Annotated in this window: 25 protein-coding genes and 1 tRNA gene; 17 read left to right on the top strand and 9 right to left on the bottom strand. The window is 59.9% G+C overall.

Annotated elements, in window-relative coordinates; translation table 11 throughout:
• Positions 1–5: 5 nt before the first annotated feature.
• Complete coding sequence (locus OSC50_RS14700; protein ID WP_266248813.1) at positions 6–2,000, bottom strand: flavin monoamine oxidase family protein; 1,995 nt, start codon at positions 1,998–2,000, stop codon at positions 6–8.
• A 198-nt stretch (positions 2,001–2,198) separates the two neighbouring features.
• Between OSC50_RS14700 and OSC50_RS14695 the strand changes: the two genes are divergently transcribed.
• The 7 genes from OSC50_RS14695 to OSC50_RS14665 all read left to right on the top strand — a co-directional run bounded on the left by OSC50_RS14695 (position 2,199) and on the right by OSC50_RS14665 (position 12,159).
• Positions 2,199–2,543, top strand: coding sequence for an FKBP-type peptidyl-prolyl cis-trans isomerase (locus tag OSC50_RS14695; RefSeq protein ID WP_266248815.1), 345 nt, complete (start codon positions 2,199–2,201; stop codon positions 2,541–2,543).
• Positions 2,544–2,554: 11 nt separating this feature from the next.
• Positions 2,555–3,166: a GNAT family N-acetyltransferase gene (locus tag OSC50_RS14690; protein ID WP_414704471.1), complete on the top strand. Its 612-nt coding sequence runs from the start codon at positions 2,555–2,557 to the stop codon at positions 3,164–3,166.
• A 453-nt stretch (positions 3,167–3,619) separates the two neighbouring features.
• Positions 3,620–6,325: a magnesium-translocating P-type ATPase gene (gene mgtA / locus OSC50_RS14685; protein WP_266248818.1), complete on the top strand. Its 2,706-nt coding sequence runs from the start codon at positions 3,620–3,622 to the stop codon at positions 6,323–6,325.
• Between the two features lie 16 nt (positions 6,326–6,341).
• Complete coding sequence (locus OSC50_RS14680) at positions 6,342–7,058, top strand: MgtC/SapB family protein (RefSeq protein ID WP_266248819.1); 717 nt, start codon at positions 6,342–6,344, stop codon at positions 7,056–7,058.
• 297 nt (positions 7,059–7,355) lie between these two features.
• The gene (locus tag OSC50_RS14675) at positions 7,356–7,985 is read left to right on the top strand and encodes a response regulator transcription factor (protein ID WP_181080758.1); all 630 of its coding nucleotides are present in this window, start codon (positions 7,356–7,358) and stop codon (positions 7,983–7,985) included.
• 1 nt (position 7,986) lies between these two features.
• Entirely contained in the window at positions 7,987–11,601 is a 3,615-nt protein-coding gene (locus tag OSC50_RS14670) for a transporter substrate-binding domain-containing protein (protein ID WP_266248821.1), read from the top strand.
• Between the two features lie 135 nt (positions 11,602–11,736).
• Positions 11,737–12,159 (top strand): ANTAR domain-containing protein, encoded by a 423-nt coding sequence (locus OSC50_RS14665; protein WP_266249711.1) that lies wholly within the window; start codon positions 11,737–11,739, stop codon positions 12,157–12,159.
• Between the two features lie 87 nt (positions 12,160–12,246).
• Here OSC50_RS14665 and OSC50_RS14660 read toward each other — a convergent pair whose 3' ends face one another.
• Entirely contained in the window at positions 12,247–13,317 is a 1,071-nt protein-coding gene (locus tag OSC50_RS14660) for a 3-deoxy-7-phosphoheptulonate synthase (protein ID WP_181080760.1), read from the bottom strand.
• 46 nt (positions 13,318–13,363) lie between these two features.
• Positions 13,364–13,516, bottom strand: coding sequence for a hypothetical protein (locus OSC50_RS14655; RefSeq protein WP_253506521.1), 153 nt, complete (start codon positions 13,514–13,516; stop codon positions 13,364–13,366).
• A gap of 419 nt (positions 13,517–13,935) precedes the next feature.
• On the opposite strand from OSC50_RS14655, the gene OSC50_RS14650 reads away from it, so the two are divergent.
• Together OSC50_RS14650 and OSC50_RS14645 are read left to right on the top strand one after the other, a co-directional pair.
• Positions 13,936–14,685 (top strand): carbon-nitrogen hydrolase family protein, encoded by a 750-nt coding sequence (locus OSC50_RS14650; protein WP_266248823.1) that lies wholly within the window; start codon positions 13,936–13,938, stop codon positions 14,683–14,685.
• Positions 14,685–15,116: a GNAT family N-acetyltransferase gene (locus OSC50_RS14645; RefSeq protein WP_253506529.1), complete on the top strand. Its 432-nt coding sequence runs from the start codon at positions 14,685–14,687 to the stop codon at positions 15,114–15,116. Before OSC50_RS14650 ends, OSC50_RS14645 begins: the two co-directional genes overlap by 1 nt.
• A gap of 35 nt (positions 15,117–15,151) precedes the next feature.
• Here the strand turns inward: OSC50_RS14645 and OSC50_RS14640 are convergent, their stop codons facing one another.
• Positions 15,152–15,391, bottom strand: a complete 240-nt coding sequence (locus tag OSC50_RS14640; protein ID WP_253506533.1) for a DNA-binding protein — start codon at positions 15,389–15,391, stop codon at positions 15,152–15,154.
• Between the two features lie 82 nt (positions 15,392–15,473).
• Here OSC50_RS14640 and OSC50_RS14635 point away from each other — a divergent pair, with 82 nt between their 5' ends.
• The 5 genes from OSC50_RS14635 to OSC50_RS14615 all read left to right on the top strand — a co-directional run bounded on the left by OSC50_RS14635 (position 15,474) and on the right by OSC50_RS14615 (position 19,189).
• The gene (locus OSC50_RS14635; RefSeq protein WP_266248825.1) at positions 15,474–15,839 is read left to right on the top strand and encodes a helix-turn-helix domain-containing protein; all 366 of its coding nucleotides are present in this window, start codon (positions 15,474–15,476) and stop codon (positions 15,837–15,839) included.
• A 151-nt stretch (positions 15,840–15,990) separates the two neighbouring features.
• Positions 15,991–16,632, top strand: coding sequence for a response regulator transcription factor GacA (gene gacA, locus OSC50_RS14630; RefSeq protein WP_010566015.1), 642 nt, complete (start codon positions 15,991–15,993; stop codon positions 16,630–16,632).
• 1 nt (position 16,633) lies between these two features.
• Positions 16,634–18,457, top strand: coding sequence for an excinuclease ABC subunit UvrC (uvrC, locus tag OSC50_RS14625; RefSeq protein ID WP_181080765.1), 1,824 nt, complete (start codon positions 16,634–16,636; stop codon positions 18,455–18,457).
• Between the two features lie 32 nt (positions 18,458–18,489).
• Positions 18,490–19,050: a CDP-diacylglycerol--glycerol-3-phosphate 3-phosphatidyltransferase gene (gene pgsA, locus OSC50_RS14620; RefSeq protein WP_181080766.1), complete on the top strand. Its 561-nt coding sequence runs from the start codon at positions 18,490–18,492 to the stop codon at positions 19,048–19,050.
• A 63-nt stretch (positions 19,051–19,113) separates the two neighbouring features.
• Positions 19,114–19,189: transfer RNA gene (locus OSC50_RS14615), tRNA-Gly, on the top strand.
• Between the two features lie 161 nt (positions 19,190–19,350).
• Here OSC50_RS14615 and OSC50_RS14610 read toward each other — a convergent pair.
• Both OSC50_RS14610 and OSC50_RS14605 read right to left on the bottom strand, forming a co-directional pair.
• Positions 19,351–19,827: a thiol-disulfide oxidoreductase DCC family protein gene (locus OSC50_RS14610; protein ID WP_266248828.1), complete on the bottom strand. Its 477-nt coding sequence runs from the start codon at positions 19,825–19,827 to the stop codon at positions 19,351–19,353.
• A 77-nt stretch (positions 19,828–19,904) separates the two neighbouring features.
• Positions 19,905–20,048, bottom strand: coding sequence for a DUF2256 domain-containing protein (locus OSC50_RS14605; RefSeq protein WP_181080830.1), 144 nt, complete (start codon positions 20,046–20,048; stop codon positions 19,905–19,907).
• 309 nt (positions 20,049–20,357) lie between these two features.
• Between OSC50_RS14605 and OSC50_RS14600 the strand changes: the two genes are divergently transcribed.
• Both OSC50_RS14600 and OSC50_RS14595 read left to right on the top strand, forming a co-directional pair.
• The gene (locus tag OSC50_RS14600; RefSeq protein WP_266248829.1) at positions 20,358–20,867 is read left to right on the top strand and encodes a ferritin-like domain-containing protein; all 510 of its coding nucleotides are present in this window, start codon (positions 20,358–20,360) and stop codon (positions 20,865–20,867) included.
• 129 nt (positions 20,868–20,996) lie between these two features.
• A complete protein-coding gene (locus OSC50_RS14595; protein ID WP_181080769.1) occupies positions 20,997–22,328 on the top strand; it encodes an APC family permease in 1,332 nt (443 codons plus the stop codon).
• A 28-nt stretch (positions 22,329–22,356) separates the two neighbouring features.
• On the opposite strand, the gene OSC50_RS14590 is transcribed toward OSC50_RS14595, so the two are convergent.
• The 3 genes from OSC50_RS14590 to OSC50_RS14580 are packed head-to-tail and all read right to left on the bottom strand — an operon-like array spanning position 22,357 to position 24,295.
• A complete protein-coding gene (locus OSC50_RS14590; protein ID WP_266248831.1) occupies positions 22,357–22,716 on the bottom strand; it encodes a hypothetical protein in 360 nt (119 codons plus the stop codon).
• A complete protein-coding gene (gene xth / locus OSC50_RS14585; RefSeq protein WP_266248833.1) occupies positions 22,709–23,506 on the bottom strand; it encodes an exodeoxyribonuclease III in 798 nt (265 codons plus the stop codon). Before xth ends, OSC50_RS14590 begins: the two co-directional genes overlap by 8 nt.
• 24 nt (positions 23,507–23,530) lie before the next feature.
• Positions 23,531–24,295, bottom strand: a complete 765-nt coding sequence (locus OSC50_RS14580) for an OBAP family protein (protein ID WP_181080772.1) — start codon at positions 24,293–24,295, stop codon at positions 23,531–23,533.
• Positions 24,296–24,510: 215 nt separating this feature from the next.
• On the opposite strand from OSC50_RS14580, the gene OSC50_RS14575 reads away from it, so the two are divergent.
• Positions 24,511–25,443: a ZIP family metal transporter gene (locus OSC50_RS14575; protein ID WP_266248835.1), complete on the top strand. Its 933-nt coding sequence runs from the start codon at positions 24,511–24,513 to the stop codon at positions 25,441–25,443.
• Positions 25,444–25,485 lie beyond the last annotated feature (42 nt).

The raw sequence follows: 25,485 nt of genomic DNA, 5'->3' as shown, positions 1-25,485 counted from the left end.
GGAAGTCAGACAATTCCGTTTGTCTTGTAGTCAGTTTCCTTTACAAGTACTGCGTACTCTGTTTTGTATTCAGGGTAATCTCGCATGCTAAAGCCGCCGTTGAAGCTCGCTTTAGTTTTGTTACAGATGTTAATCACGGTATCGACGGCTCCTCTAAAGCAGGGCTCGGTCCAGCCTGCGTCTACGGAAAAGGATTCGCCGCAAAGGTAAAGTCCAGAGATAAAAGAGAAGTCTCTGTTGTATTTCATAAGTCCTACTGCTTCGTAATAGGTCCCCGGACGATAGAGCTTTGCACAACCCAAAGAGTTTTTGTCTTGCATCCATCTCTGGACGACGGCTTGCTCACGTCCTATATAGGGCGATATGCGTTCTCTAATGTTGTCGGAATTCAGAAGTATTCTGTCCAGTTCTGCTATGCACTTGTCGACGAGTTCCTTGTTGCTGAATGACGAGAGTTTTAATGCATCATCTTCCCATGTGTAGCTCAATAAAATGCAGTCGTAGGTGTTGCTGTTGTTGTAACGGTAAGTGTAGGCGTCGTGTATGAATGTGTCGGTTACTATTGCTTGCGGTATGTTCTTGTTGTTATTTAAAAAAGATTTCTTGAGCGGTGCATATACTTTGCAGCTACTTTCCCAGTGTGCCGTCTTGTAAGCAGTTGTCGTTTCAAAAGGCAGCATTTTTTGATTGAATCCCTCCAGCAGAATTTGCGTTTCTATGAGCCACGAAGGAAGTGTCATGACGACAGAGTCGGCATCGATAAATTCTTGTTTCGCTATGTGAGGGTGTGTGGAGTTCCAGTCGTAATAAACCCTCGTCTTGCCATTTTTGAGTTTTTTGATTTTTGTCACAGCGCTGTTTGTTAATAGGCCGTTAGGGTTTTTTATCAGGTGTTCATACAATGATTCCGTGGTCTCTCTAGGTTTTATGAATAATAGAGATTCGGCCAGCGAGGCGAGACCAATATAATTGGGTTTGCTAAATCTAAGTCCTCTTGAGTCACTTATTTCTCTAACGTCAAGATACGGTGATGGCATGGGCGTACCATCCGGGTGCACGCGCCCATGAATTAACTGTAGGTGGCTGCTGAAACCGAACATTGCGGTGCGTATCGGATAAATTGAACAGACGTCGTAGAATGCTCCCCAACTACCGTCACCAATACCGATGGAGTAAAAAATAGCAGACTCTTGCGCAGTCATACCCATTCCACCAAAATTTCCAGGATCACTCTGTAACCAATGATCTATAGCGGGCATTTTTACAAGATTTCGAAATGAAATTGCTTCGTATTTTTTTACTATTTCGGCCCACATTGTTTCCCAGTATTCACTGCCGTAATGTTGGGCTATATGTAATGTCATTCGCTCGGAAAATGTTTTCCATTTGGTGAAGACCGGACCTAAGATATCTCCAGGTGGAGCTGTTTTCCCATCTTCATTTTTCCAAATAAGCATGGTCGGATCACTTTTTCCTGCCAGGCAGCCTTCTCGCAAATAGATGCCGGTTGACTGGACAGCAGCGCTGCCGGGGTTTGGAAAGTCAGAATGGACCAGTTCGAACTCGCTTGCATAATAGGCCATGAGCGAACGGCCTTCCTTAGGAGGCTCATTTGTCTTATTAAAAAAAGGCATTCTCATTGCACCTAACTCAAAAGGAGGGCGGCCGACAGTTGCCGTATTGTTATTGCCGAGGGCTGTAAGATGACGGCCCCCCACGCGTGTTGATTTTTCAATCAGCGTAATATTTTTGAAACCGCATCTATGTAATTCGCGAGCAGTCGTTAAGCCGGTAATACCTGCACCTATCACGCAGATTCTGTGGCTGGCGTCGGTCGTTTGGGCAATTCCATTGTCTTGCTCAACTAGTGTGCGATAGTCGAAGCACAAGTCAGGGGGATTGGGGAACGACGCTCTCCATTTTTCGTTTGCGGTTCGCTTTTTGCGATGATTTTGCTGAGCGATATCTGCGGGGCAATTGAAGCTGGATCCAATGGTCATTTTTATCTTACTTATTCAGAAATAATGGTTTCCTTAGGTTGAACATACATGTCGAGTGTGGAAATCAGCTGGATGTGTTTTCCCCGAGGTTATGTCACTGTTATCTGTAGGTGGAGCGCGCATGAACGCTGTCTCAGACGTGCCAAACCCACTCAAGTCTGCTAAAAATCTGCGCTTTCTACTTCCAACGAGCCCTCCATGAACTCCAACGAACTCCAGATCACTGACATCCGCCCAGGCTCCGGCAAGGCCGCAGTCAAAGGCGCGCTGATCACCACTCAATACACCGGCACGCTGGCGGACGGCACCGTGTTCGATTCCTCTTGGGAACGCGGCAAGCCCTTCCAGTGCGTGATCGGCACCGGGCGTGTGATCAAGGGTTGGGATCAGGGCCTGATGGGGATGCAGGTGGGTGGGGTGCGTAAATTGTTCGTGCCGGCGCACCTTGCGTATGGCGAGCGTTCGATGGGTGCGCATATCAAGCCCAACAGTGATTTGTACTTTGAGATCGAGTTGCTGGAAGTGCTGACGCGGGATGATTGATCCCTGGGCAAATGATCGGGAGCGGGGAGCGCGACATGGGGGATTTGCCAGAATGCTGCATTGAAGGCATTTGCGTGGGTGAATTGCACGCTGCCGATGAGGCCCAGTTGCAGTATTTTTTTGAACAAGCGCCGGATTATTTCATCGCGGTCAATGGCGAGCCCGCCCGACCGACCGAGGCGCGCGAAGAGCTGCAGAGCCCGTTGCCGCCAGGTTGGCAGTGTCGACGGATGTATTGGCTGGGTTACCACGATGCAGACGGGCAGTTGGTCGCGGTCGTGAATATGGCTGCCGATGTGCTTGCTGCCGGCGTGTGGCATATCGGTTTGCTTCTGGTGCACACACGCTTGCACGGCACTGGGTTTGCCCGGCGCCTGCATGCAGGCTTGCAGGAGTGGGCGGTTAACAACGGTGCCCGATGGTTGCGGCTGACGGTGGTGATCGGCAATCGCAAGGCCGAGCGTTTCTGGTCCCGGCTCGGCTATGTGCCGGTGCGCACGCGCGGAGGGATTGTCATGGGACGCCAGGAAAATAGCGTGTCGATCCAGGTCATGGCTTTGTGTGGCGGGGGGATGGATGAGTATTTGTGCCAGGTGCCGCGAGATCGAGCGGATGCCCCTTGACCCAGGTGTCCGCTGCTCAATAGACGCTTCCTGAACCCATCCTGAAGAACTTTCTTATTCATCATGCGGAAACTTTCCTACGGTTTACTCGGCAGAAATCGGGGCGTAAGCTTCGCGCGTTTTCATCAATTGCGGAGACCCTCAGTGGGTACTTGTTCGAGTGACAGTAGTCGGCCGGTTCCGGTAACCGGCACATACTTGGCAAGGTAACGCGCATTCTTTCGATGCCGTTGTCTCGCCATTAACGCGAGAAGCGGCATCCCGGCCGCAGCCCATTCCGGCTGTGCCTCGATCCTCTCTCTTCGACGCTGACCAGCACCCGACTCACCTCGGGCTGCCACGGACGCGCCTGCCTCTTACGGCGGGCGGGCCATGTTTGGCTGTGCCTGTTCCAGGGCGCGGTGCGGACGGGCCGTACCTGCACGACGGTTTCCTCGCGCAGGAGTAACAATCATGAACCTCGCTCTGCTTAAAGAGTTCTTCGCCGGCTTCCTGCGGACCCGGCACATAGCCCGGCACTTCCGTCGCCTGGCCATGCTCGAAACCGTGACCGACGCCAGCGTCAGCCGCGAAGTGCCACCGACTTTGGCGCAAACCCTGGTGGGGGCGGCCAACAGCAGCGCCGTGCCGTTGCTCGGCACGCTGGGCAGCCACACCGACGGCCTGACCACCGCCGAAGCCGACGCCCTGCGTGTGCAATACGGCCTCAACGAGGTCGAGCATGAGCAACCGCTGCCATGGTGGGTGCACCTGTGGCATTGCTATAAGAACCCGTTCAACCTGCTGCTGACCCTGTTGGCGGTGATCTCCTGGCTGACCGAGGACATGAAAGCCGCCACGGTGATCTTCTCCATGGTGGTGCTCTCGACCCTGCTGCGCTTCTGGCAGGAAGCCAAGTCCAACAAGGCCGCCGATGCGTTGAAAGCCATGGTCAGCAACACCGCCACGGTGCTGCGCCGGGATGACGGCAAGCGCATCGAACTGCCGATCAAGCAGCTGGTGCCGGGCGATGTGATCGTACTGTCGGCCGGTGACATGATCCCCGCCGATTGCCGCGTGCTCAGCGCCAAGGACCTGTTTGTCAGCCAGGCGGCGATGACCGGCGAATCGATGCCGGTGGAGAAATTCGCCCACCAGCAGGACGCCGCGACCCGTAACCCGCTGGACCTGGAAAACATTCTGTTCATGGGCACCAACGTGGTGTCCGGCGCGGCCACGGCGGTGATCCTCACCACCGGCAACAGCACCTATTTCGGCGCGCTGGCCCAACGGGTCACCGCGACCGATCGCGCCACCACTTCGTTCCAGCATGGGGTGAACAAGGTCAGTTGGTTGCTGATCCGCTTCATGTTCGTGATGGCGCCGCTGGTGCTGTTCATTAACGGCTTCACCAAAGGCGACTGGACCGAAGCGCTGCTGTTCGCATTGTCGATTGCCGTGGGCCTGACCCCGGAAATGCTGCCGATGATCGTCACTTCCACCCTGGCCAAGGGCGCGGTGTTTCTGTCGCGCAAAAAAGTCATCGTCAAGCGCCTGGACGCAATCCAGAACTTCGGCGCGATGGATGTACTGTGCACCGACAAGACCGGCACCCTGACCCAGGACAAGATTTTCCTGGCACGCCATGTCGACGTGTGGGGCGAAGAGTCCGACGACGTCTTGGAAATGGCCTACCTCAACAGCTACTACCAGACCGGCCTGAAAAACCTGCTGGACGTGGCGGTGCTCGAACACGTGGAAGTGCACCGTGAGCTGAAGGTGGGCACGGCGTTCCAGAAAGTCGATGAGATTCCCTTCGACTTCAACCGTCGGCGCATGTCGGTGGTGGTGGCCGAGCAAGGCTTGCCGCACCTACTGATCTGCAAGGGCGCCGTGGAAGAGATCCTGTCGGTGTGCAACAGCGTGCGTCATGGCGAGACCAATGAAGCGCTGACCGATGAACTGCTGGCGCGCATCCGCCAGGTCACCGCCGCGTTCAATGAAGAAGGCCTGCGCGTGGTGGCCGTGGCCGCGCAACCGATGGCGGCGGGGCGCGATACCTACAGCCTGGCCGATGAAAACAACCTGACGCTGATCGGTTACGTGGCCTTTCTCGATCCGCCCAAGGAGAGCACCGCGCCGGCGCTCAAGGCGCTCAAGGCCCACGGTGTCGCGGTCAAAGTGCTGACCGGCGATAACGAACTGGTCACCGCCAAGATCTGCCGCGAAGTGGGCCTGGAGCAACAGGGCCTGCTGATGGGTAACGACATCGAAGCGATGACGGACGCCGAATTGGCCGCGGCGGTGGAGACCACCAATGTGTTCGCCAAGCTCACCCCGGCTCACAAGGAACGCATCGTGCGCCTGCTCAAGGCCAACGGACATGTGGTGGGCTTTATGGGCGACGGCATCAACGATGCGCCGGCACTGCGCACCGCGGATATCGGCATTTCGGTGGACAGCGCGGTGGACATCGCCAAGGAAGCGGCCGACATCATCCTGCTGGAAAAGAGCCTGATGATCCTGGAGGAGGGCGTGCTGGAAGGCCGGCGCACCTTCGCCAACATGCTCAAGTACATCAAGATGACCGCCAGCTCCAACTTCGGCAACGTGTTCTCGGTGCTGGTGGCCAGCGCGTTTATTCCGTTCCTGCCGATGCTGCCGATGCACCTGCTGGTGCAGAACCTGCTGTATGACATTTCGCAGATCGCCATTCCGTTCGACAACGTCGACGCGGACATGCTGGCCAAGCCGCAACGTTGGCAGCCAGGGGATGTGGGACGTTTCATGCTGTTTTTCGGGCCGATCAGTTCGATCTTCGACATCACCACGTTTGCACTCATGTGGTATGTGTTCGATGCCAACACACCGGACCATCAGACGCTGTTCCAGTCCGGCTGGTTCGTGGTGGGCCTGCTGACCCAGACACTGATCGTGCATATGATCCGCACCCCGAAGATCCCGTTCCTGCAAAGCCGCGCGGCGATGCCGTTGATGGTGATGACGGGCGTGATCATGGCGGTGGGCATCTTCCTGCCGATGGGGCCGCTGGCGCATTACTTCAAATTGCAGGCGCTGCCGTCGCTGTACTTTGTGTTCCTGCCGTTGATTCTGCTGGCGTACATGGGGCTGACCCAGGCGGTGAAGGGCTACTACATCCGTAAGTTCGGCTGGCAGTGAAACGGGACGATTTACCATGCAGGCAATCAACAACGTCAACCTCGACTCCCTGGTCGATACCCTGGTCAGCCTGACCGCTGCGTTTATCCTCGGGGGCCTGATCGGCTTCGAGCGCCAGTACCGCCAGCGCACGGCGGGGCTGCGCACCAATGTGCTGGTGGCGGTGGGCGCGGCGATTTTCGTCGATATGGCCAACCGCCTCGGTGGTGCGGACGGTGCCGTGCGCGTGGTGGCGTACGTGGTATCGGGCATCGGTTTCCTGGGCGCCGGGGTGATCATGCGCGAGGAGGGTAACGTGCGCGGGCTCAACACCGCCGCCACGCTCTGGGCGTCGGCGGCGGTGGGAGCCTGCGCCGGCGCCGACCTGATTCTCGAGGCGCTGCTGGGGACCTTGTTCGTGCTGGCGGCCAACACGTTGCTACGGCCGATCGTCAACAACATCAACCGCCAGCCGCTGGATGTGGTGTCGGCGGAGGTCACCAATATCCTTTACGTCATCGCCCGGCGTACCCAGCAAAAGGCTGTGCTGGCTCTGCTCGAAGCCGAGCTGGCGCGCTGCAACTACCCGGCCAGCGACGTGGATGTGCGCCCGTTTGGCCCGGAGGAAGTCGAGATCGAGGCCACCCTGGCCGTGACATCGGTGGACGGCGATGAGTTGGATGCACTGGTGGCGCGTATCTCCCTGTCCACCCTGGTGGTGCAGGCGTTCTGGAGCCCCAGCACCACCGAATAGGGCCTTGGGGCCTACGCTTTCGCGCGCAAGGTCGACCCGGCCGTAGCGAGGAAAAATCCTACAAGCATTCGGGACTAACCCTTCATTTGCACACACGCTCCATTGCTATGGTTGCGCGCTTGCGCCTGCCCAGCCATTCAAGGCGCAGCTCTACGTTGTCACTGTGTTTCAAAGGAGGGGCCTGAATGGCCTGAAGGGGGCGCTGAGCAATCAGTACCGTCTGTCGGAACTGTTACTTTTCACAGGTAGATAGGCCCCGCGTGATATGTAAGCGTACTGATCTCCCAGGGGAGTCTTATGAGCAACAAAGCTTTAATTGTGGACGATCATCCTTTTATACGTGCCACCGTCAAATATCTGTTGAGGCAGGAAGGCTTCGACAAGATCTATCAGGCGGGCAATGGCGCCGATGCCATGCAGATCGCGCGCGAGGAACGCCCGGACTTGATTATTCTCGATCTTGCGATGCCCAAGCTTGGTGGGTTGGAGGTGATCAGTCGGATCAAGGCCCTGGAGCTGCCCTGCAAGATCCTGGTGCTGACCTCATACCTGGCAGTGTTCTTCTCAACGCGCTGCATGCGCGCCGGTGCAATGGGGTTCGTCTCCAAGACGGGTGAGCTTGATGAACTGCAAAAAGCCATCAGGGCGATCCGCTCCGGCTACAGTTGCTTTCCCAGCCTGCCTACCAGTTCGGTACGTCGCGACGATCTGCAGTCTTCCGAGCAGGAGCTGGTGGACTCGTTGTCGGACCGCGAGCTGGCCGTGCTGCAAAAGCTGGCGTTGGGTCTGGGCAATAAGGAGATCGCCGAGGACATGCTGCTGAGCCACAAGACCATCAGCACTTACAAGACCCGCCTCAAGGAGAAACTGCGCATGTCTTCGGTGGTGCATTTGTCCAAGTTCGCCCAGCGCAACCACCTGATCTGAGATGAACACGTCCCGGCTGGTCACATTCACGGCCATCCTGCTGACAGGGCTGTTGCCTCTGACGACGATGGCCCTGGACGAGCCGCACCACCTGCGGCTGCTGGGTCACTCCACCCTCGAAAACCCTTCCGTGCCCCTGGACGAATCTGACTGGCGCTGGTTGCGCGAGCGGCGCACGTTGGTCATGGGAGTGTCCGGGCCGGATTACGCGCCGTTTGACCTGAGCAACAACAAGCACGAGCTGGAAGGCATCACGGCGGACTATGCCTCGCTGATCGCCATGGCACTGAACGTCAGTGTCGAGGTGCGTCGCTACGATACCCGCGATGAAGTGATTGAAGCCCTCAAGACCGGCGCCGTGGACTTCGTCGGATCGGCCAACGGCTACGAGGCGGCCGACCCGCAATTGGTGCTGTCGCGGTCCTATGCCAATGATCAGCCGGCCCTGGTTACGCGCGCCGGCGACAGCCACGCGCTCAGTGCCGACCTGGCGGGCAAGCGCGTGGCGATGCTCTACCACTATATGCAACCCGCCGCGGTCCAGGCTTTTTACCCGCATGCGCAGTTAATGCTGTTTGCCTCGACCTTCGAAGCCATCGGCGCGGTCGCGTTCGGCCAGGCGGATGTTTACCTCGGCGACGCTATCAGCGCGCGCTACCTGATCAACAAGAACCATCTGAATAACGTACGCCTGGCGGACTTTTCCGCGCTGGAGGTCAACCCGTTCGGGTTTGCCTTCGCCAAGGGCGACGCGCGGCTGCTCAATATCGTCAACACCGCCCTGGCCGCCGTGCCCGCCAACCAGCAGATGGAAATCCTGCGGCGCTGGAGCGCGGGCGGCAGCGGCTTCCTGGAAGCCGACCGGCTGCGCTTGAGCGAAAGCGAGCAGCGCTGGCTGGAAAAACACCCACGGGTCAAAGTGGCGGTCCTGGACAAATTCGTACCGCTGTCGTTTTTCAACGAGCAGGGGCAATTCGAAGGCTTGAGCGCCGAGGTGCTGACGCGCATCAGCCTGCGCACCGGCTTGAAGTTCGATATGGAGCGGGGCAGCTCGCTGCCGCGGCAGATCGACGAGGCCGGTACCGGGCGTGTGGACATGCTGGCGGTCGTCACACCGAGCGTGGAGCGGTCCGAGAAGATTCGCTTTACGCGACCCTATTTGTCCAACCCCTATGTGCTGGTGGTGGCCTCGGGCAATGAACCCTTGGTTACCCTGGAAGACATGCCGGACAAGCGTCTGGCGCTGATCGCCGGCGACGGCCTGGCTGCGCAGATCAGCCGCAACTACCCGCGGATCGGCTTTGTCGACGTGGAGAACCCCGAGCAGGCCCTGGCGCTGGTGGCCAACGGCAGCGTGGACGCTGCGGCGGTATCGCTGATCAGCGCGCGCTATATGATTGCGCGCCATTACCGTGACCGTCTGCGTATCACCAGCACTGTCGGCACCGAGCCTGCGCGCATTACGTTCGGCGTCAATCGTGGCCAGCTGGAACTGTATTCGATTCTCGACAAGGCGCTGTTGAGTATTACCCCGGAAGAGATGGATGAGCTGACCAACCATTGGCGCAACGAAATCATCCTCGAAGACAGTTACTGGAGCCGTCATCGCAGTGTGATTATCCAAGGCTTCGGCCTGGCCGCTTTGCTGCTGCTGGTGACGCTGGGCTGGGTGTTCTACCTGCGTAACCTGATCCGCAAGCGCGCCCAGGCCGAACGGGCCTTGAGCGACCAGATGCGGTTCATGAGCGTGCTGATCGACGGCACGCCGCATCCAATTTACGTGCGTGATCGCCAGGGACGGCTGATGGCCTGCAACAATGCCTACCTGGATGTGTTCGGTTTTAAACTGGAGGACGTGATCGGCAAGACCGTGGTGGAAACCGACACCGGCAACCCACCGCAGGCTCAGTCGTTCCACGCCGATTACCTGCATTTGATGGAGCGCGGCGAGCCGCAGGTCCACGACCGGGTGCTCAAGGTGCCCAGCGGCGACGTGTTGACTATTTATCAGTGGATGCTGCCGTACCGTGACGGTGACGAAAAAGTCGTGGGCATGATCGCCGGCTGGGTCGACGTGAGCGAGCGCCAGCGCTTGCTGGGTCAGTTGCAGGAGGCCAAGGAGGACGCCGACGCCGCCAACCGTGCCAAGACCACGTTCCTGGCAACCATGAGTCATGAAATCCGCACGCCCATGAACGCCGTGATCGGCATGATCGAACTGGCGTTGAAGAACGCCGAGCAGGGCCGGGCCGACCTCGATGCGCTGCAGGTGGCGTCGGTGGCGTCGCGCAGCATGCTGGAGCTGATCGGCGATATTCTCGATATTGCGCGCATTGAATCCGGCCATTTATCCCTGGCCCTTGGCCCGGCCAACCTGCACGAATTGCTGACCTCGGTGGCACGGGTGTTCGAGGGGCTGGCGCGTGACAAGGGTCTGCTGCTGCACGTTGAGCTCGACCCCTTGATCGATTGCGCGGTGCTGATTGATCCGCTGCGTTTCAAGCAGGTGGTGTCGAACCTGCTGGGCAACGCGATCAAGTTCACCCCCCGTGGCGAGGTGCGCCTGGGGGCGCAGGGTACCGCGGCTGCTGACGGCCACTTGAACCTGCGGTTGTGGGTGGAAGACACAGGCATCGGCATCAGCGCCGAGGACCAGCAGCGTTTGTTCAATCCGTTCATCCAGGGCGGCAATCACGAGCAGTCGGCGCGCAGCGGTTCGGGCCTGGGCCTGGTGATCAGTCGCAACCTGTGCGAGATGATGGGCGGTCAGTTGCACCTGAGCAGCATGTTGGGCAAAGGCACACGGGTGGATGTGACGGTGACCGTGGCACTCACCACTGCCGCACCGGTTTCTTCACCCGTGGCGCACATCCCACCGGCCCGTGCGCTGAGCATCCTGGTGGTGGACGACTACCCGGCCAACCGCTTGTTGCTGGCGCGGCAGTTGAGCTTTCTGGGGCATCGTATTGTGACGGCCGATAACGGCGTCCAGGGGCTTGCGGTGTGGCAGGCCGGGCATTTCGATGGGGTGATTACTGATTGCAACATGCCGCTTAAGGATGGCTATGCGCTGGCGCGCGATATCCGCGCGCAGGAGCGCCAGCGCGGCCTGGTGCCGTGCCTGGTGCTGGGCTTCACTGCCAATGCCCAGCCCGACGAGGTCGAGCGTTGCCGCCAGGCCGGCATGGACGGCTGCCTGTTCAAGCCGACCGGCCTGGAGGACCTGCGCGCGGCCTTGGCGTCCCGGACGGCCTGTGCCACGGGGGGCGACCTCGACGCGCTGTACGACTTAAGTGCACTGACCGCACTTACGGGCGGTGACATCGATGAGCTGCGGGAATTGCTCGGGCCATTGCTCGACAGCCTCAAAGAGGATCGCGCCGAGCTGCCAAGCCTTTGCCAGCAGGCGGATTTTTCCAAGCTGCATGACCTTGCCCATCGGGTCAAAGGGGGCGCGCGCATGGTCAAGGCCCAGGCCCTCATCGCCTGTGCCGAGGCGCTGGAGAACGCCTGCGAATGCCAGGCGCGCGATGCCCTGGGCACGGCGGTCGACGCATTGGGCGCAGCCATCGACGCTTTGCAGCACAGCCTCGAGCGTTACTGCAATCAGGTATGACTGCGAGTCAGCGCCATTCGGTGGATTTGGGATAACTCCTACGCGAACCGGGAACATGCCTGATTTTGTCGTCGGAATATGTCTGGAGAATGGGCCAGGCTCAACGACGAGCGCTGCCTGCCCATGGGGGTCGCCATGCCGAACAAAGCACTGACTATCCTGATTGCCGATGAACAGCACCTGCAACGACTGTACATCGAGAAAATGCTCAATCAGTTGGGGTACCACCGGATTGTCCCGGTACAAACCTTTGACGAGGTCCAGATACTCGCGGCTATCCCGGCCGAGCCGTTTGATGTGCTGATCATCAATGCGGGGCTGCTGGTGCAGGCGTGCGAGCCGCAACCGCAGGTGCGTCATGTACTGGTGTACGACCACCTGGACCCATGCGCGCCTGCCGGTGCCGCGCCCACGGTACTGGTGCGCCTGCCGGGCGTGCCGGACAACGTCAACCTCGAACACTTCATGGATATCATCGACCCACCCGCGGCCGCCACCGGCCTGCGAGTGTTGCCGTGGCTGCGCGAGCTATCCCGCCAGCCGGTGGCCGGCATCTAGTTCCCACTGCGCAGCGCTGCACGGCGCAGGATACGGCTGCAATACGCACTTGCCCGCGAGTTATGCCCGCGAGCAAGTTCGGTTGAGTCAGCGGGTCTGGCGCAAGCGTTGTGCTGCGCTGCGCAACAGATGCTCGGTAGTGTCCCAGCCCAGGCAACCGTCGGTGACCGAAACGCCGTAGCGCATCGACGCGCCCAAGGGTTGGCAGCCTTCGAACAGGTGGCTTTCGAGCATCATGCCGATCAGCGACGTATCGCCCTGTAAACGTTGCTCCAGTACATCGTTGAACACCGCCGGCTGACGCAGTGGGTCCTTACCACTGTTGGCATGGCTGCAATCGACCATCACCTGTGCCGCTACCTTGGATTTGGCCAGGTCGTGTTTGACCTGCGCCACGCTTTGCGCATCGTAGTTGGGGCCACGGTGGCCGCCGCGCAGTACCAGGTGGGTGTCGGGGTTGCCTGGCGTCTGGATGATCGCCGGGTGCCCCTGGCCGTCGACGCCGAAGTGACGATGGGGGTGGGCCGCCGAACGCATGGCGTCACAGGCAATCGCGACACCGCCATCGGTGCCGTTCTTGAAGCCCACGGGCATGTCCAGGCCGCTGGCCATCTCGCGGTGAATCTGCGATTCGGTGGTGCGCGCGCCAATCGCTACCCAACTGAGCAGGTCATCGAAGTAGCCCGCGGCCATGGGCTGCAGCAGCTCGGTGGCGACCGGCAGGCCCAGGCGCAGCATTTCCCGCATCAACTGGCGCGACAGCGTGAGGCCTGCGGCCATGTCATCGCTGCCATCCAGATGAGGGTCATACGCCAGTCCTTTCCAGCCGATGGTGGTGCGCGGTTTCTCGACATAGGCACGGATCACCAGCAGCATTTGATCGCTGACTTCAAGGGCGAGTTTCTTCAACTTGCGTGCGTATTCCATGGCCGACTCGGGATCGTGGATCGAGCACGGGCCGACGATCACCAGCAGACGCGAATCGTCGCCATTAAGGATGGATCGCACGGCCTGGCGATGGGCGTGGACCTGTTCGACAAGGAATGGGCTGAGCGGCAACTGGTGCTTGAGCTCAAGGGCACTGGGCAGGCGCAGGGTAAGGGCTTCATTGGCGCTGATCAGGCTGGAAACGGGCAGGGCGGTGACGGAGGAGTTCATATTCAAGGCTTCCTGGGCAAGCGGCGGGCGATTCCCGCGCTCAGCCCTACTGGGGTGTTCGACAATTGGCCGTATCGGCGATGTGTGTAGGTTTGCCACCCATGGGCGACCGATCGGAGGCGGCAGGCTGTCCCGAGCGGAGCTGGCTAAATCGCCATGCAGTGAAGGTGTCGTAGCGGTAATAGGTGGCGTCGTTCATGGTGTGATTCCTGTTAAGTGTTGGTGATCAAGCAAAAAATGGAGGCCTGGAAAAACAAAACCCCCGGTCGGGGAGCCGACCGGGGGTTAGATTTCTCTGGCAGGCGACCCCTTGAGTAGTGGCCGCCGATTTCAGGTATCAGGCGCGCCAGTGGCTAAACCAATACCCAAAATAAAAGCTGACAGCTGCGCTCGAACCGCTCACACAGGTAGCCGACAGCGAGCGCTGGGCGCTTGCGGCAGGGCAAATCTGAGTGTGGGAAAGGCGCAGCATGTTGTGTCTCCAAAAGATGGAGCGAGCTTACTCGAGGCGCGCGGTTGGATTCAATCGGTAATTTCTATTGCGTAAAGGGACTTACGACTATGGGGCGAGTGCCGATATGCTGTTTACATGTTGATACGCGATGCCCGGACATCCTCATGACCGCCTTGACCCTTGCTGCCGCTCAAACGATTTCCATCCCCGGCAATGTGCCTGCCAATATTCAGCGACACTTGGCGTTCATGCAGGCGGCAGCGCAGCAGGGCGCGCAGCTGTTGGTGTTTCCGGAGCTGTCGCTGACCGGCTATGAACCGTCACTCGCGGAGCGCCTGGCGATCACGCCAGACGCCGTGCAGTTGAGGCCATTGCGTGAGAAGGCCAGGGATCTGCGCTTGACTGCCGTGGTGGGGATGCCGATCCGACCGAGCCCCGACGCCGACGTGATGATTGGCGCGCTGGTGCTGGGGGCGGACGGTTCGCTGGCGGTCTATGCAAAGCAGCATCTGCACCCTGGCGAAGAGGTGGCATTCGTCGCGGGGCCGGGCGGCGAAGCCTTGAAGCTCGGCGGCGAGCAGATTGCGTTAGCGGTGTGCGCAGATTTTACCCATGCCAGCCATCCGCGCGCCGCCGTTCACGCAGGCGCGAGTGTGTATGCCGCCGCAGTGCTGATCAGCGAGGGCGGGTATGCCAAAGACTGCGCGCAGCTTCAAGGCTACGCCGCCGAGCATGGCTTGCTGGTGTTGATGGCCAATCACGGCGGCCCGTCGGGCGGCTGGGCCAGCGCCGGGCGCAGCGCGGTATGGGCCGCCAACGGTCAACTGCTCGCCGCTGTGCCCGGTGTGGGTGAGGCGTTATTAGTGGCGCGTCGTGACAACGGCGTATGGGCCGGTCAAGTGGTCGTGTTTTGATGACGTTCAGCCTGCGCGCGGCCACCGACCTCGACCGAGCCTTCGCCCGAACCCTGACGTATGAGGCAATGCGCCATTACTACGTGCAGTACGGGTTACTGTGGTCCAGCGATGGCTTCGACGTGGCGTGGGGCGGACGAGAGAACTGGCTGATTTGCCAGGACGCGGCGGTGCTCGGCTTTATCAGCCTGAGTCGCGACAGCAAGGCGCTCTATATTCGCGAATTGCATATGCTCGAGACGTTTCGCGGGCTTGGCGCTGGCAGTTGGGTGTTGCAGCAGATGGCCGTCAAAGCGCAATCGCGCGGGCTTTTGCGATTGACTGTGTTCAAGACCAACCCGGCGCGCAGGCTCTACGAGCGTATGGGTTTTAACATCGTCGGTGAGGAGGACTGCTTCTGGCGCATGGAGCGGGTTTGCCGCCCAAGCTAAATCATGCGCAACAGTCTAATAAGCGCATACTGGTCTCAGGAGACAACTTCCTGGCCCTTTTTTTGGCCATCAGCCTCGGAAAGGATGATCCCTTCTTTCATGCCCAGAAGGACCGCTACCTTATGGGCTTCTCCACGTCGTCCCTTTTTGCGCCCAGCGAGCACTTGATAGGTGGTTGCCGGATCGACGCCATGTTCACGGGCGAATGCTTGAACTGACTTTCCTTGATGTTCCAGCCAGGCTTTGGCTTGTGCAGCAGTGCGGATTCCGGGCATAGTTCAAAACCGTTCAAGTTCGTTTGACGAAGAGATGAGAGTGTCACCTCTTGGGGTGTGCCAACTAGGATCATACATCCAAATGAGTGGAATCGGTTCGCGTTTGAGGCAAGAAAGAGAGCGACTTGGCCTGTCGCAGAAAGTTTTCGGTGAAATAGGAGGCGTCGAAGCCAACGCGCAGGGTAAATACGAAAACGGCGGGCGGGCGCCTAAGGCCGACTATTTGTCACGCGTCGCCGCAAAGGGCGTGGATGTGCTTTATGTGTTGACCGGCACGGCCACGCCGATCCAGCTCGACAATCTGAGCCAGATTGAAGAGAAAGTATTGGGTGACTACCGGGCGATGTTCAAGGAGGATCAGGATGCAATTCGTCGCCTCACCTCCACCCTGGCCGAACATTGCGCCTCAGTGAGCGGAAAACTCAAGGTTCAGCCTTCGGAATCCTGACCTTTCGCCCAGCAAATCCGGCCATCCGCCCCTAGGCGGATGGCGTCTGCTTATTCAAACTCCATATATATGACGCGTGCAGCTAGGTCTGCGCCTTGGTTTTTTGCTAAGGTGTTCAGCAACCTATAAGACCATATCGCGAGGTGTCTGCTTGATTAGGGTGCTAGTAGTCGATGACCATGATCTCGTTCGTACAGGCATTACACGAATGCTGGCTGACATCGACGGCCTGCAAGTAGTCGGTCAGGCCGAGTCAGGGGAAGAGTCCCTGATCAAGGCCCGGGAGTTGAAGCCCGATGTGGTTTTGATGGACGTCAAGATGCCCGGCATCGGCGGCCTGGGCGCGACCACCAAATTATTACGCAGCCATCCTGATATCAAGGTCGTGGTGGTTACGGTGTGCGAGGAAGATCCCTTCCCCACGCGTTTGCTGCAGGCGGGGGCGGCCGGTTACCTGACCAAGGGGGCCGGCCTTGCCGAGATGGTGCAGGCCATTCGCCTGGTGTTTGCCGGCCAGCGTTATATCAGCCCGCAGATTGCCCAGCAGTTGGCGATCAAATCGTTCCAGCCCACCAGCGACTCGCCCTTCGATGCCTTGTCCGAGCGGGAAATCCAGATCGCCCTGATGATCGTCGGTTGCCAGAAAGTGCAGGCGATTTCCGACAAGCTGTGCCTGTCGCCCAAGACCGTGAACACCTACCGCTATCGCATTTTCGAGAAGCTCGCCATCAGCAGTGATGTTGAATTGACCCTGCTCGCGGTGCGCCACGGCATGGTGGACGCCAGCGCCTGACATGACCACGCCGTTTGATCCCAGTGCCTTTCTCTCGACCTGCAGCGGCCGCCCCGGCGTATACCGCATGTTCGACAGCGAGGCGCGCCTGCTTTATGTGGGTAAAGCCAAGAACCTGAAGAACCGCCTGGCGAGCTACTTTCGCAAGAGCGGCCTCGCGCCGAAAACTGCTGCCCTGGTAGCCCGTATCGCCCAGGTCGAAACCACCATCACCGCTAATGAAACCGAGGCGCTGCTGCTTGAGCAGACACTGATCAAAGAGTGGCGGCCGCCCTATAACATCCTGCTTCGTGACGATAAATCCTATCCGTACGTATTTCTTTCCGACGGCAACTTCCCACGCCTGAGTATTCATCGTGGAGCAAAGAAGCAGAAGGGCAAGTACTTCGGGCCTTATCCCAGCGCGGGCGCGATTCGTGAAAGTCTGAGCCTGCTGCAAAAGACTTTCTTTGTGCGTCAGTGCGAAGACAGCTTTTTCAAGAATCGCACACGGCCCTGTCTGCAATACCAGATCAAACGTTGCAAGGCGCCCTGCGTGGGACTCGTTGATCCTGCGGAGTATGCCGAAGATGTACGCCATTCGGTGATGTTCCTCGAAGGTCGCAGCAATGCGCTGACCGATGAGTTGTCCGGCGCCATGGAGCAGGCTGCCAGCACCCTGGATTTCGAGCGCGCGGCTGAACTGCGCGACCAGATCTCGCTGCTGCGTCGCGTGCAGGACCAGCAGAGCATGGAAGGCGGCAGCGGTGATGTCGATGTGATCGCCGCGTTCGTCAATCCGGGCGGCGCCTGCGTGCACCTGATCAGCGTGCGCGGCGGGCGCGTATTGGGCAGCAAGAACTTCTTCCCGCAGACGGGTATCGACGAGGAGGTGGCCGAAGTCATGGCGGCGTTCCTTGGCCAGTACTATGTCAGCAGTCCGGAGCGCGACCTGCCTTCGGAGTTGATCGTCAACGTAGTGCATGAAGACTTCCCGGCCTTGATCGAGGCGATTCACGAACTGCGCGGCCGCGAATTGGACATCAGCCACCGCGTGCGCGGCACCCGTGCGCGCTGGCAACAACTGGCCGTGACCAATGCCGAGCAGGCCCTGAGCGCGCGCCTGGCCAATCGACAGCACGTCGCCGCGCGCTTCGACGCTCTGGCTGAAGTGCTCAACCTGGACGAGCCGCCGCAACGTCTTGAATGCTATGACATCAGTCACTCCAGCGGTGAGGCCACGGTGGCTTCCTGCGTGGTATTCGGTCCGGAAGGGCCGATCAAATCCGATTACCGGCGTTACAACATCGAAGGCGTCACCGCAGGCGACGACTACGCCGCCATGCACCAGGCGCTTACCCGGCGCTTCAGCAAATTGAAGGACGGCGAGGGCAAGCTCCCGGACATCCTGCTGGTGGACGGTGGTAAGGGGCAGCTATCGATGGCCCGTGACGTACTCAACGAACTGGCGGTGCCCGACCTGATCCTGCTGGGCGTGGCGAAGGGCACCACGCGCAAGGCAGGCTTCGAAACGTTGTACTTGAATGATGCCGCCCATGAGTTCACCTTGAAGGGCGACTCGCCTGCCTTGCATTTGATTCAACAGATCCGCGATGAAGCCCACCGTTTCGCCATTACCGGCCATCGCGCCCGTCGTGGTAAAACCCGGCGAACCTCAACCCTGGAAGGGGTAGCGGGGGTGGGGCCGACGCGACGCCGCGACTTGCTCAAACATTTTGGTGGCTTGCAGGAGCTGTCCCGTGCCAGCATTGACGAGATAGCCAAAGCACCCGGTATCAGTAAAAAGCTCGCTGAGTTGATTTATGCGAATCTGCACAGCGAATAGAATGCCTTTCCACCTCGTAGCCAGTTGTGCCGATGAATATCCCTAATCTGATCACCGTTCTACGCGTCCTGCTCATCCCGATTTTCATTTTGTTGTTTTATTTGCCGTACCAGTGGAGCTATGTGGCCTCAAGTTCGGTGTTCGCGTTCGCGGCCGCGACCGACTGGCTCGACGGTTACCTGGCACGCCGCCTGGAGCAGAGCACGCCGTTTGGCGCATTCCTAGACCCCGTGGCCGATAAGCTCATGGTGGCCGTCGCCCTGGTCCTGCTGGTGCAGGAACATGGCAACCTCTGGCTTACGCTGCCAGCCGCCGTAATCATCGGTCGCGAGATCGTGGTGTCGGCACTGCGCGAATGGATGGCCGAAATCGGCGCCCGCGCCCATGTAGCTGTATCGAACATGGGCAAATGGAAAACCGCCGCACAGATGCTCGCCCTGGTGATCCTGCTGGCGAACCCGTCGGACTTCACGTTCTGGGTCCTGCTGGGCTACGCATTATTGCTCATCGCCGCCGGCCTGACGCTGTGGTCAATGCTCCAGTACCTACGCGCCGCCTGGCCTCATCTGCGCACCACCGTTGAAAAGAAATAAAACTTTTTTGAATCAAGGGGTTGACGGGTGCGGGAGATTCTATAGAATGCGCACCACCAAGACGCGGGAATAGCTCAGTTGGTAGAGCACGACCTTGCCAAGGTCGGGGTCGCGAGTTCGAGTCTCGTTTCCCGCTCCAAACACAAAGAAAAAGCCACTCAATGAGTGGCTTTTTTTTGCCTGGAATTTAGGCTCACCACCCGACCTCACCGGCAATACATCACCACCATCACCTCGCCCGTCCTGCTGCCACCGGCGGCCCATCAGTAAAGAAACTGCCGTCGCGAGGGCGGTGGGTGGCTATTTATTTCCTGGCTTGATGGATTCAGAGGGTGCCACCGAGTGTGCGCCCGTGCCTGGCGCAGGCGGCACCGCGCAGCGGCCGTCATGGCAGCGGCGGCTGCCATCCGGGTGTGGCAGCCACGCCAGATATGGGCGCGAGCGGGCGAACATACGATAGCCGAGATTGAACAACGGCCGAAGCGGACGCCATGACAGCGGTGCGGCCCAGATTCCCATCCCGGCCGCGCGCCAGCTCCAGAGTGTCGCGTCCAGGCCGGTGACCCAGGTGCCATCGCTGAACCGGGCGTGCAGGGCGGCGCCCATTGCGTCCAGGCTCACGCCCAGCGATTGCGCGTCAAAGGCAGGGTCACTGATATCTACGAACAACAGCCGCGCACAAGAGGCTCGGCGGCGTAGCAGCTTGATTTCTCGCGCGCAGAGTGGGCAATCGCCATCAAAATAAAGGGTCAGCGGCCATTGCTCATTCTTGTACATAGGGTTGTTGCCTGTATAAGTTTTTCACACCCTAGGTGTGAAACCGTCCGATGACAAGAGGCTTCGCGCCTTTCATGTCATGGGCGGACTTGGCTCTTGCCACGTCGGCAGCGCTCCGAGCAGTAACGCACCTGTTCCCAGCACCGCGCCCATTTCTTTCTCCAAGTGAACGGCAGGCCACACGTCACGCAGGTCTTGACTGGCAGTTCACTCTTTTTCACAAGCATGCCCTCGGTGCAAACGCTCAAGGCGTGATGGGGTCGCTGGCCGGAAACGTTCTTCCAGTGCTTCGTCGAGTCGGCCTCCATTGGCGGCGCAATCCTCATTGTCCAAAGCAGGCCCAGGTTCCGTTTCGCTTGGCGGCAAGGGCATGACCACTGGTCGCCATACGCGCGTTGGTTTTGAAATTTTACAGTGCATTTTCGCTTCACATGCAGGGGAGGCGAGTATCAGTACAAGGGGCCCGTTCCGATGAGTTCCGGCTTGGCCAGCTCGCCTGCTTTTTTCTCATATTCAGGAGGATTAACACCATGGCGACACCACAAGAAAACGTACTTGACTGGTTGCGCGATGCCCACGCGATGGAGCAGCAGGCCGAAAAGATGCTCAAGGCACAATCCGAACGCCTGGAGCATTACCCGCAGCTCAAGGCACGTATCGACCAACATATCCAGGAAACCCTCGGCCAGCAGGCACTCATTGACCAGTGCCTGACCCGCCTGGGTGGTTCAGCTTCGACGCTCAAAGACATGGGAGGCAAGCTGATGGCCTTCGGGCAGGCCGTTGGTGGCTCTTTGATGAGCGACGAGGTGATCAAGGGGGCGATGGCCGGCTATGTCTTCGAGAACATGGAGATCGCCTCCTATACCGTGCTGACTGCAGCAGCGCGAGAGGCCGGAGACGCCGAGACTCAGGCGGCGTGCGAGCAGATTCTGCCCCAGGAGATCGCCATGGCTCAGTGGTTGCTGGAGCATTTGCCGCAACTGACCCAGGCATTTCTGGAACGCTCCGCAGACCCGGATAAAGAAGCCAAGAAGTAACCCTGTTCCAGGTGCTCGGCGCGTAAAGCAGGGCACCTGCTCACCAAACGGTTGGCCAGGTGTGAGTTAAATGAACTTTGTCCGCGCTGGTCGCTTCCATTGTTAGACAACTTGCCTGCAGAGCCGCCCATGACCGAATCCAGTTTCAGCCCCGCTTCATCCGCCAAACCGTCGCTGCGCCGCGCCGTGACCGGGCCAATGCTGTTTTTGTTCATCCTTGGCGATGTCCTCGGTGCCGGCGTGTATGCGCTGGCCGGCACTATCGCAGGTCAGGTAGGCGGTGCGATTTGGGTGCCATTGCTGGTGGCATTGTTCTTCGCCATGCTCACGGCCGGCTCGTATGCGGAACTGGTAACCAAGTACCCCCATGCCGGCGCAGCGTCGGTGTTTGCCGAGAAGGCGTTCAAGTCGCCGCTGGTTTCGTTCCTGGTGGGCTTCAGCATGCTGGCGGCTGCGGTCACCAGTGCGGCGGGGCTTTCCCTGGCATTTACCGGCGACTACCTGGCGGCGTTTCTCAAGGTTCCACCGACCCTGGCTGCTCTGGTGTTCCTGACGGTCATTGCCCTGCTCAATGCACGCGGAATCAAGGAGTCATTGGGCGCGAATATGGTGATGACCTGCATCGAGCTCTCCGGATTGTTACTGGTGGTGGTCGCTGCGGTGTGGTGTTTCCACGCGGGTGAGGCGAACCTTGGGCGTGCCGTGGAATTCAAAGCCGGCGTCAACCCGATGCTCGCGGTGCTGGGGGCCGCGTTATTGGCGTTCTATTCGTTCGTTGGCTTTGAGACATCGGCCAACTTGGCGGAAGAAATCCGTGGCGTACGCACGGTCTACCCGCGTGCGCTGTTCGGTGCGCTGATCACCGCCGGTGTCGTGTATATGGCGGTCGGTGTGGCCGCCTCCGTGGTGCTGCCGATGGATCAACTGATGGCGACCTCGGCGCCGTTGCTGGAAGTGGTACGGGCCTCGGGCCTGGATATTCCGCCGCAGTTGTTCGCCTTTATTGCCTTGGTGGCGGTGGCCAACGGCGCACTGTTGACCATGATCATGGCCAGTCGCCTGGCCTATGGCATGGCGCGCATGGGGCTGTTGCCGACTCCGCTGTCGCGGGTGCTGTCCAAACGCCGGACGCCGCTGTTTGCAATCATCGCCACCACCGGGGTGGCCATGGCGCTGACCCTTACCGGTACCCTCGCAGCCCTGGCCGAAACCGTGGTGCTGTTGCTGCTGTTCGTGTTCCTCAGCACCAACCTGGCGGTGCTGGTGCTGCGCCGCGACCCTGTCGACAAGGATCACTTCCGCGTACCGACCTGGGTGCCGGTGCTGGCCATCGTGTCGTGCCTGATTCTGCTCAGCCAGCAGAGCCTCGACACTTGGCTGCGCGGTGGCGCGCTGATGCTGCTGGGTGTCGTGCTGTATGGCTGTAACCGCCTGGCGACCCCCGTGGCGGCGCCGAGTTAAAGGCCGCCGCCACCGTCTTGCGCATGCGCTAGACCGTGGCGGTGGTTAATGCGGCATGCCACGCGGCGTAGGGCGTATTCGCGACCTTATGCCGGTTAAAGTCATCAGCCCCGTCATCCCACCACACCGGGCCGCGCTCACCCAAGCCAACCTTGGCCCGCTGCACCTTGGAGCGCGCGTCTTTTAGCGCGTCGTCATCGCCGCTCGCCTTGGCGGCTTTTACCTGGCGACGCGCAGTCATCAGTTGCTTGACCAGATCCTGGCGGACCGTTTCCGGCAACTGCGGATTGCTGCAGCGCCACAGGATGCCCCTGACTACGAAATAGCGGCCATCGGGCGTGGTCGGGTAGCGGGAGGAGGCCTGGAGCGGGACGGTACGCTTACCCATGGCGCGTTTCAGGCGCGATCTCGACCCACACGGGCGCATGGTCGCTGGCATGTTCTTCGTTGCGTACCCATGCATCCACGCCCGCATTGCGCAGGCGCGGCGCGAGTATCGGGTTCAGCAATAGGTGGTCGATACGCAGCCCGGAATTTTTCTGCCAATGCTGGCGGAAATAGTCCCAGAACGTGTAAACGCGTTCGTCCGGATACAGATGCCGTATCGAGTCGATCCAGCCTTGCTCCAGCAGCTTTTGGTAACACGCACGGCTTTCCGGCTGCAGGAGGGCGTCCTTGAGCCAGGAGCGTGTGCTGTAAATGTCCAGGTCGGTGGGCACAACGTTGTAGTCACCCGCCAGCACCACCGGGTGTTCGCTGGCCTGCAGGCGCTGCGCGTGCTGGATCAGCCGTTCGAACCATTGCAGTTTGTAGTCGAATTTCGGCCCAGGCTGCGGATTGCCGTTAGGCAGGTACAGGCAGCCGACCACCACCCCCAATACCGCCGCTTCCAGATAGCGCGACTGGGTGTCGTCCTCGGCGCCCGGCAGGCCTCGATGAATCAGCAGCGGTTCGGCGTCGCGGGCCAGAATGGCGACACCGTTCCAGGAGGCCTGACCGTGGTGCACAGACCCATAGCCCGCCGTTTCCAGAGTCTTGGCGGGGAACGCTTTGTCCGCCGCTTTCAGCTCCTGCAGGCAGACAATGTCCGGGCGTTCTTTCTCCAGCCAGCGCAACAGGTTCGGCAGGCGCGCGCCGATGCCGTTGACATTGAATGTGGCGATCTTGAGCGAGGGCATGGGGCGGTTCCTCAATCGGTAAATTCAGTGCTGATGGGGCGTGTTGGTCGGGTCCGCAATTTGGAACACGTTGCCATGGCGCCACGCATCCGCGCCCGGCGCCACAGTGGGGGTCGGTATGTCGGCACGGGCCTTGCGCTTCTGCGCGCTGTCGATGCCGAACCGACGATCGCGCTCGGCCACCTGTTGCGGGTTGGCCTGGCCATCGGCCGTGAAGCCCATCATCAATTGGGGCACGCCCAGAGGCAGGTCTTTATTGAGGTCGGTGTGCCAGGTGTGCCAGGTCTTGCCGTAGGTGTGTACGAGCTTTTCCATCAAGGCATGCTCGGCCACCTCGGGAATTCCAGGCGCGATCAATTGGCCGGATTTCACCTCGTGCACATGGCTGTGCCACAGCGCCTGTTCGGCTTTGGGCAGGCCGCTGAACAGGCGCTCGCTGATGATGTATTCCACGCCCATCAACTTGGCATCCTTGCGATTGCCGTCGTAAATCACGCACTGAATCACTTCTTCATTAAGAATCGCGCAGTAGTGGTGCGCCTCCATTTGGGCGTCCATGTGGCCGTTGTAGAAATGGAAACCGTCGAGGTACGCGTTCAACGCTTCAACCGGCGGGCGTGATTGCAACAGCGCCGCACCGGCCTCTAAAGAGCGCGTGGTGGGCGAGGGCGCATCGCCCGGCGCAACCACGTTGGAGGCTGAATTGTCGGCGGCGCAGGCGCCGAGCAGCAACGCCACTGCCGTAGCGCAGGCCGCTCTGACGCCAGGGATTGTATGAATTGCACCCATGCTGGAGTCCCTTCTGTTGGTGATCGAATGCCTCCTATGGATAGCTTGCGTGCAGGGAAAGTTTGTTTTTATCGCTCGATGGGCCGACGACAGGTGCCATACCCGTGCTTGCCGAGCACGTAGGTCAAAACGTTGGAACTTCAACGCAAACACTCAAATCCTAAGACAGTTGATTCAATCGCCCGGTCTGCAAGAGCACCCCCATGGAGTCACTGATGCCCGACCCCTCTACGTCGTCCGCTCCAGCACCGTCGCGTCCCTGGCTGCACCGGGCCTCAAGCCTGGGATGGACCGGCGCATTGTTCTGGTCCTGCACAGTCGCGGTGACGCTGTGGTTGCTGGCCAGCGGCTACAACGCCGTCGTCGAGGGTGACACGACCCATTTGCACTACGCCCTGCTGGGCGGGTTCAGCGGTTTCGCTGCCACGGCCCTGGGCGCCATTGCGGCCATCGTGCTGCGTGAGATCAGCGCGCGGACCCAGGATGTCATGCTGGGTTTCGCGGCCGGCATGATGCTCGCGGCCAGCTCGTTTTCACTGATTCTGCCCGGTATAGAGGCCGCACAATCGATTACCGGCCATCAGTTGTCGGCTGCTTGCACCGTGGTGTTGGGGCTGGCGTTGGGCGTGGCGCTGATGGTCGGCCTGGATCGCTTCGTGCCCCACGAGCATTCGAAAAGTGGGCGTAAAGGCCCGCAGACTGAACGTTTCAATCGTGTCTGGCTGTTCGTGCTCGCCATCACCCTGCACAACCTGCCGGAAGGCATGGCCATCGGTGTCAGCTTTGCCGATGGCGACTTGCACGTCGGCATGCCACTGACCACCGCCATCGCCATCCAGGACATTCCCGAGGGCCTGGCGGTCGCTTTGGCGCTACGGGTCACCGGCGTCTCGGCGCTGCGTGCGATGCTGATCGCGGTGGGTTCGGGGCTGATGGAACCGCTGGGCGCCGTGGTGGGGCTGGGGATTTCCAGCGGCTTTGCCCTGGGTTATCCGATTGCATTGGGGCTGGCGGCAGGCGCGATGATCTTCGTCGTCTCCCACGAAGTGATTCCGGAAACCCACCGCAACGGCCACGAAACTCCGGCCACCCTCGGGCTGATGCTGGGTTTCGCGGTCATGATGTTTCTCGATACAGCCTTGGGCTGAGCCCCGTTTTATTCACCGACGAGCAGGTTTACCAAAGGAGGT

This window comes from Pseudomonas quebecensis (assembly GCF_026410085.1).
GTDB lineage: Bacteria > Pseudomonadota > Gammaproteobacteria > Pseudomonadales > Pseudomonadaceae > Aquipseudomonas > Aquipseudomonas quebecensis.
Note: the sequence above shows the minus strand (reverse complement) of the source record. Positions and strands in the feature narration are given on the sequence as shown.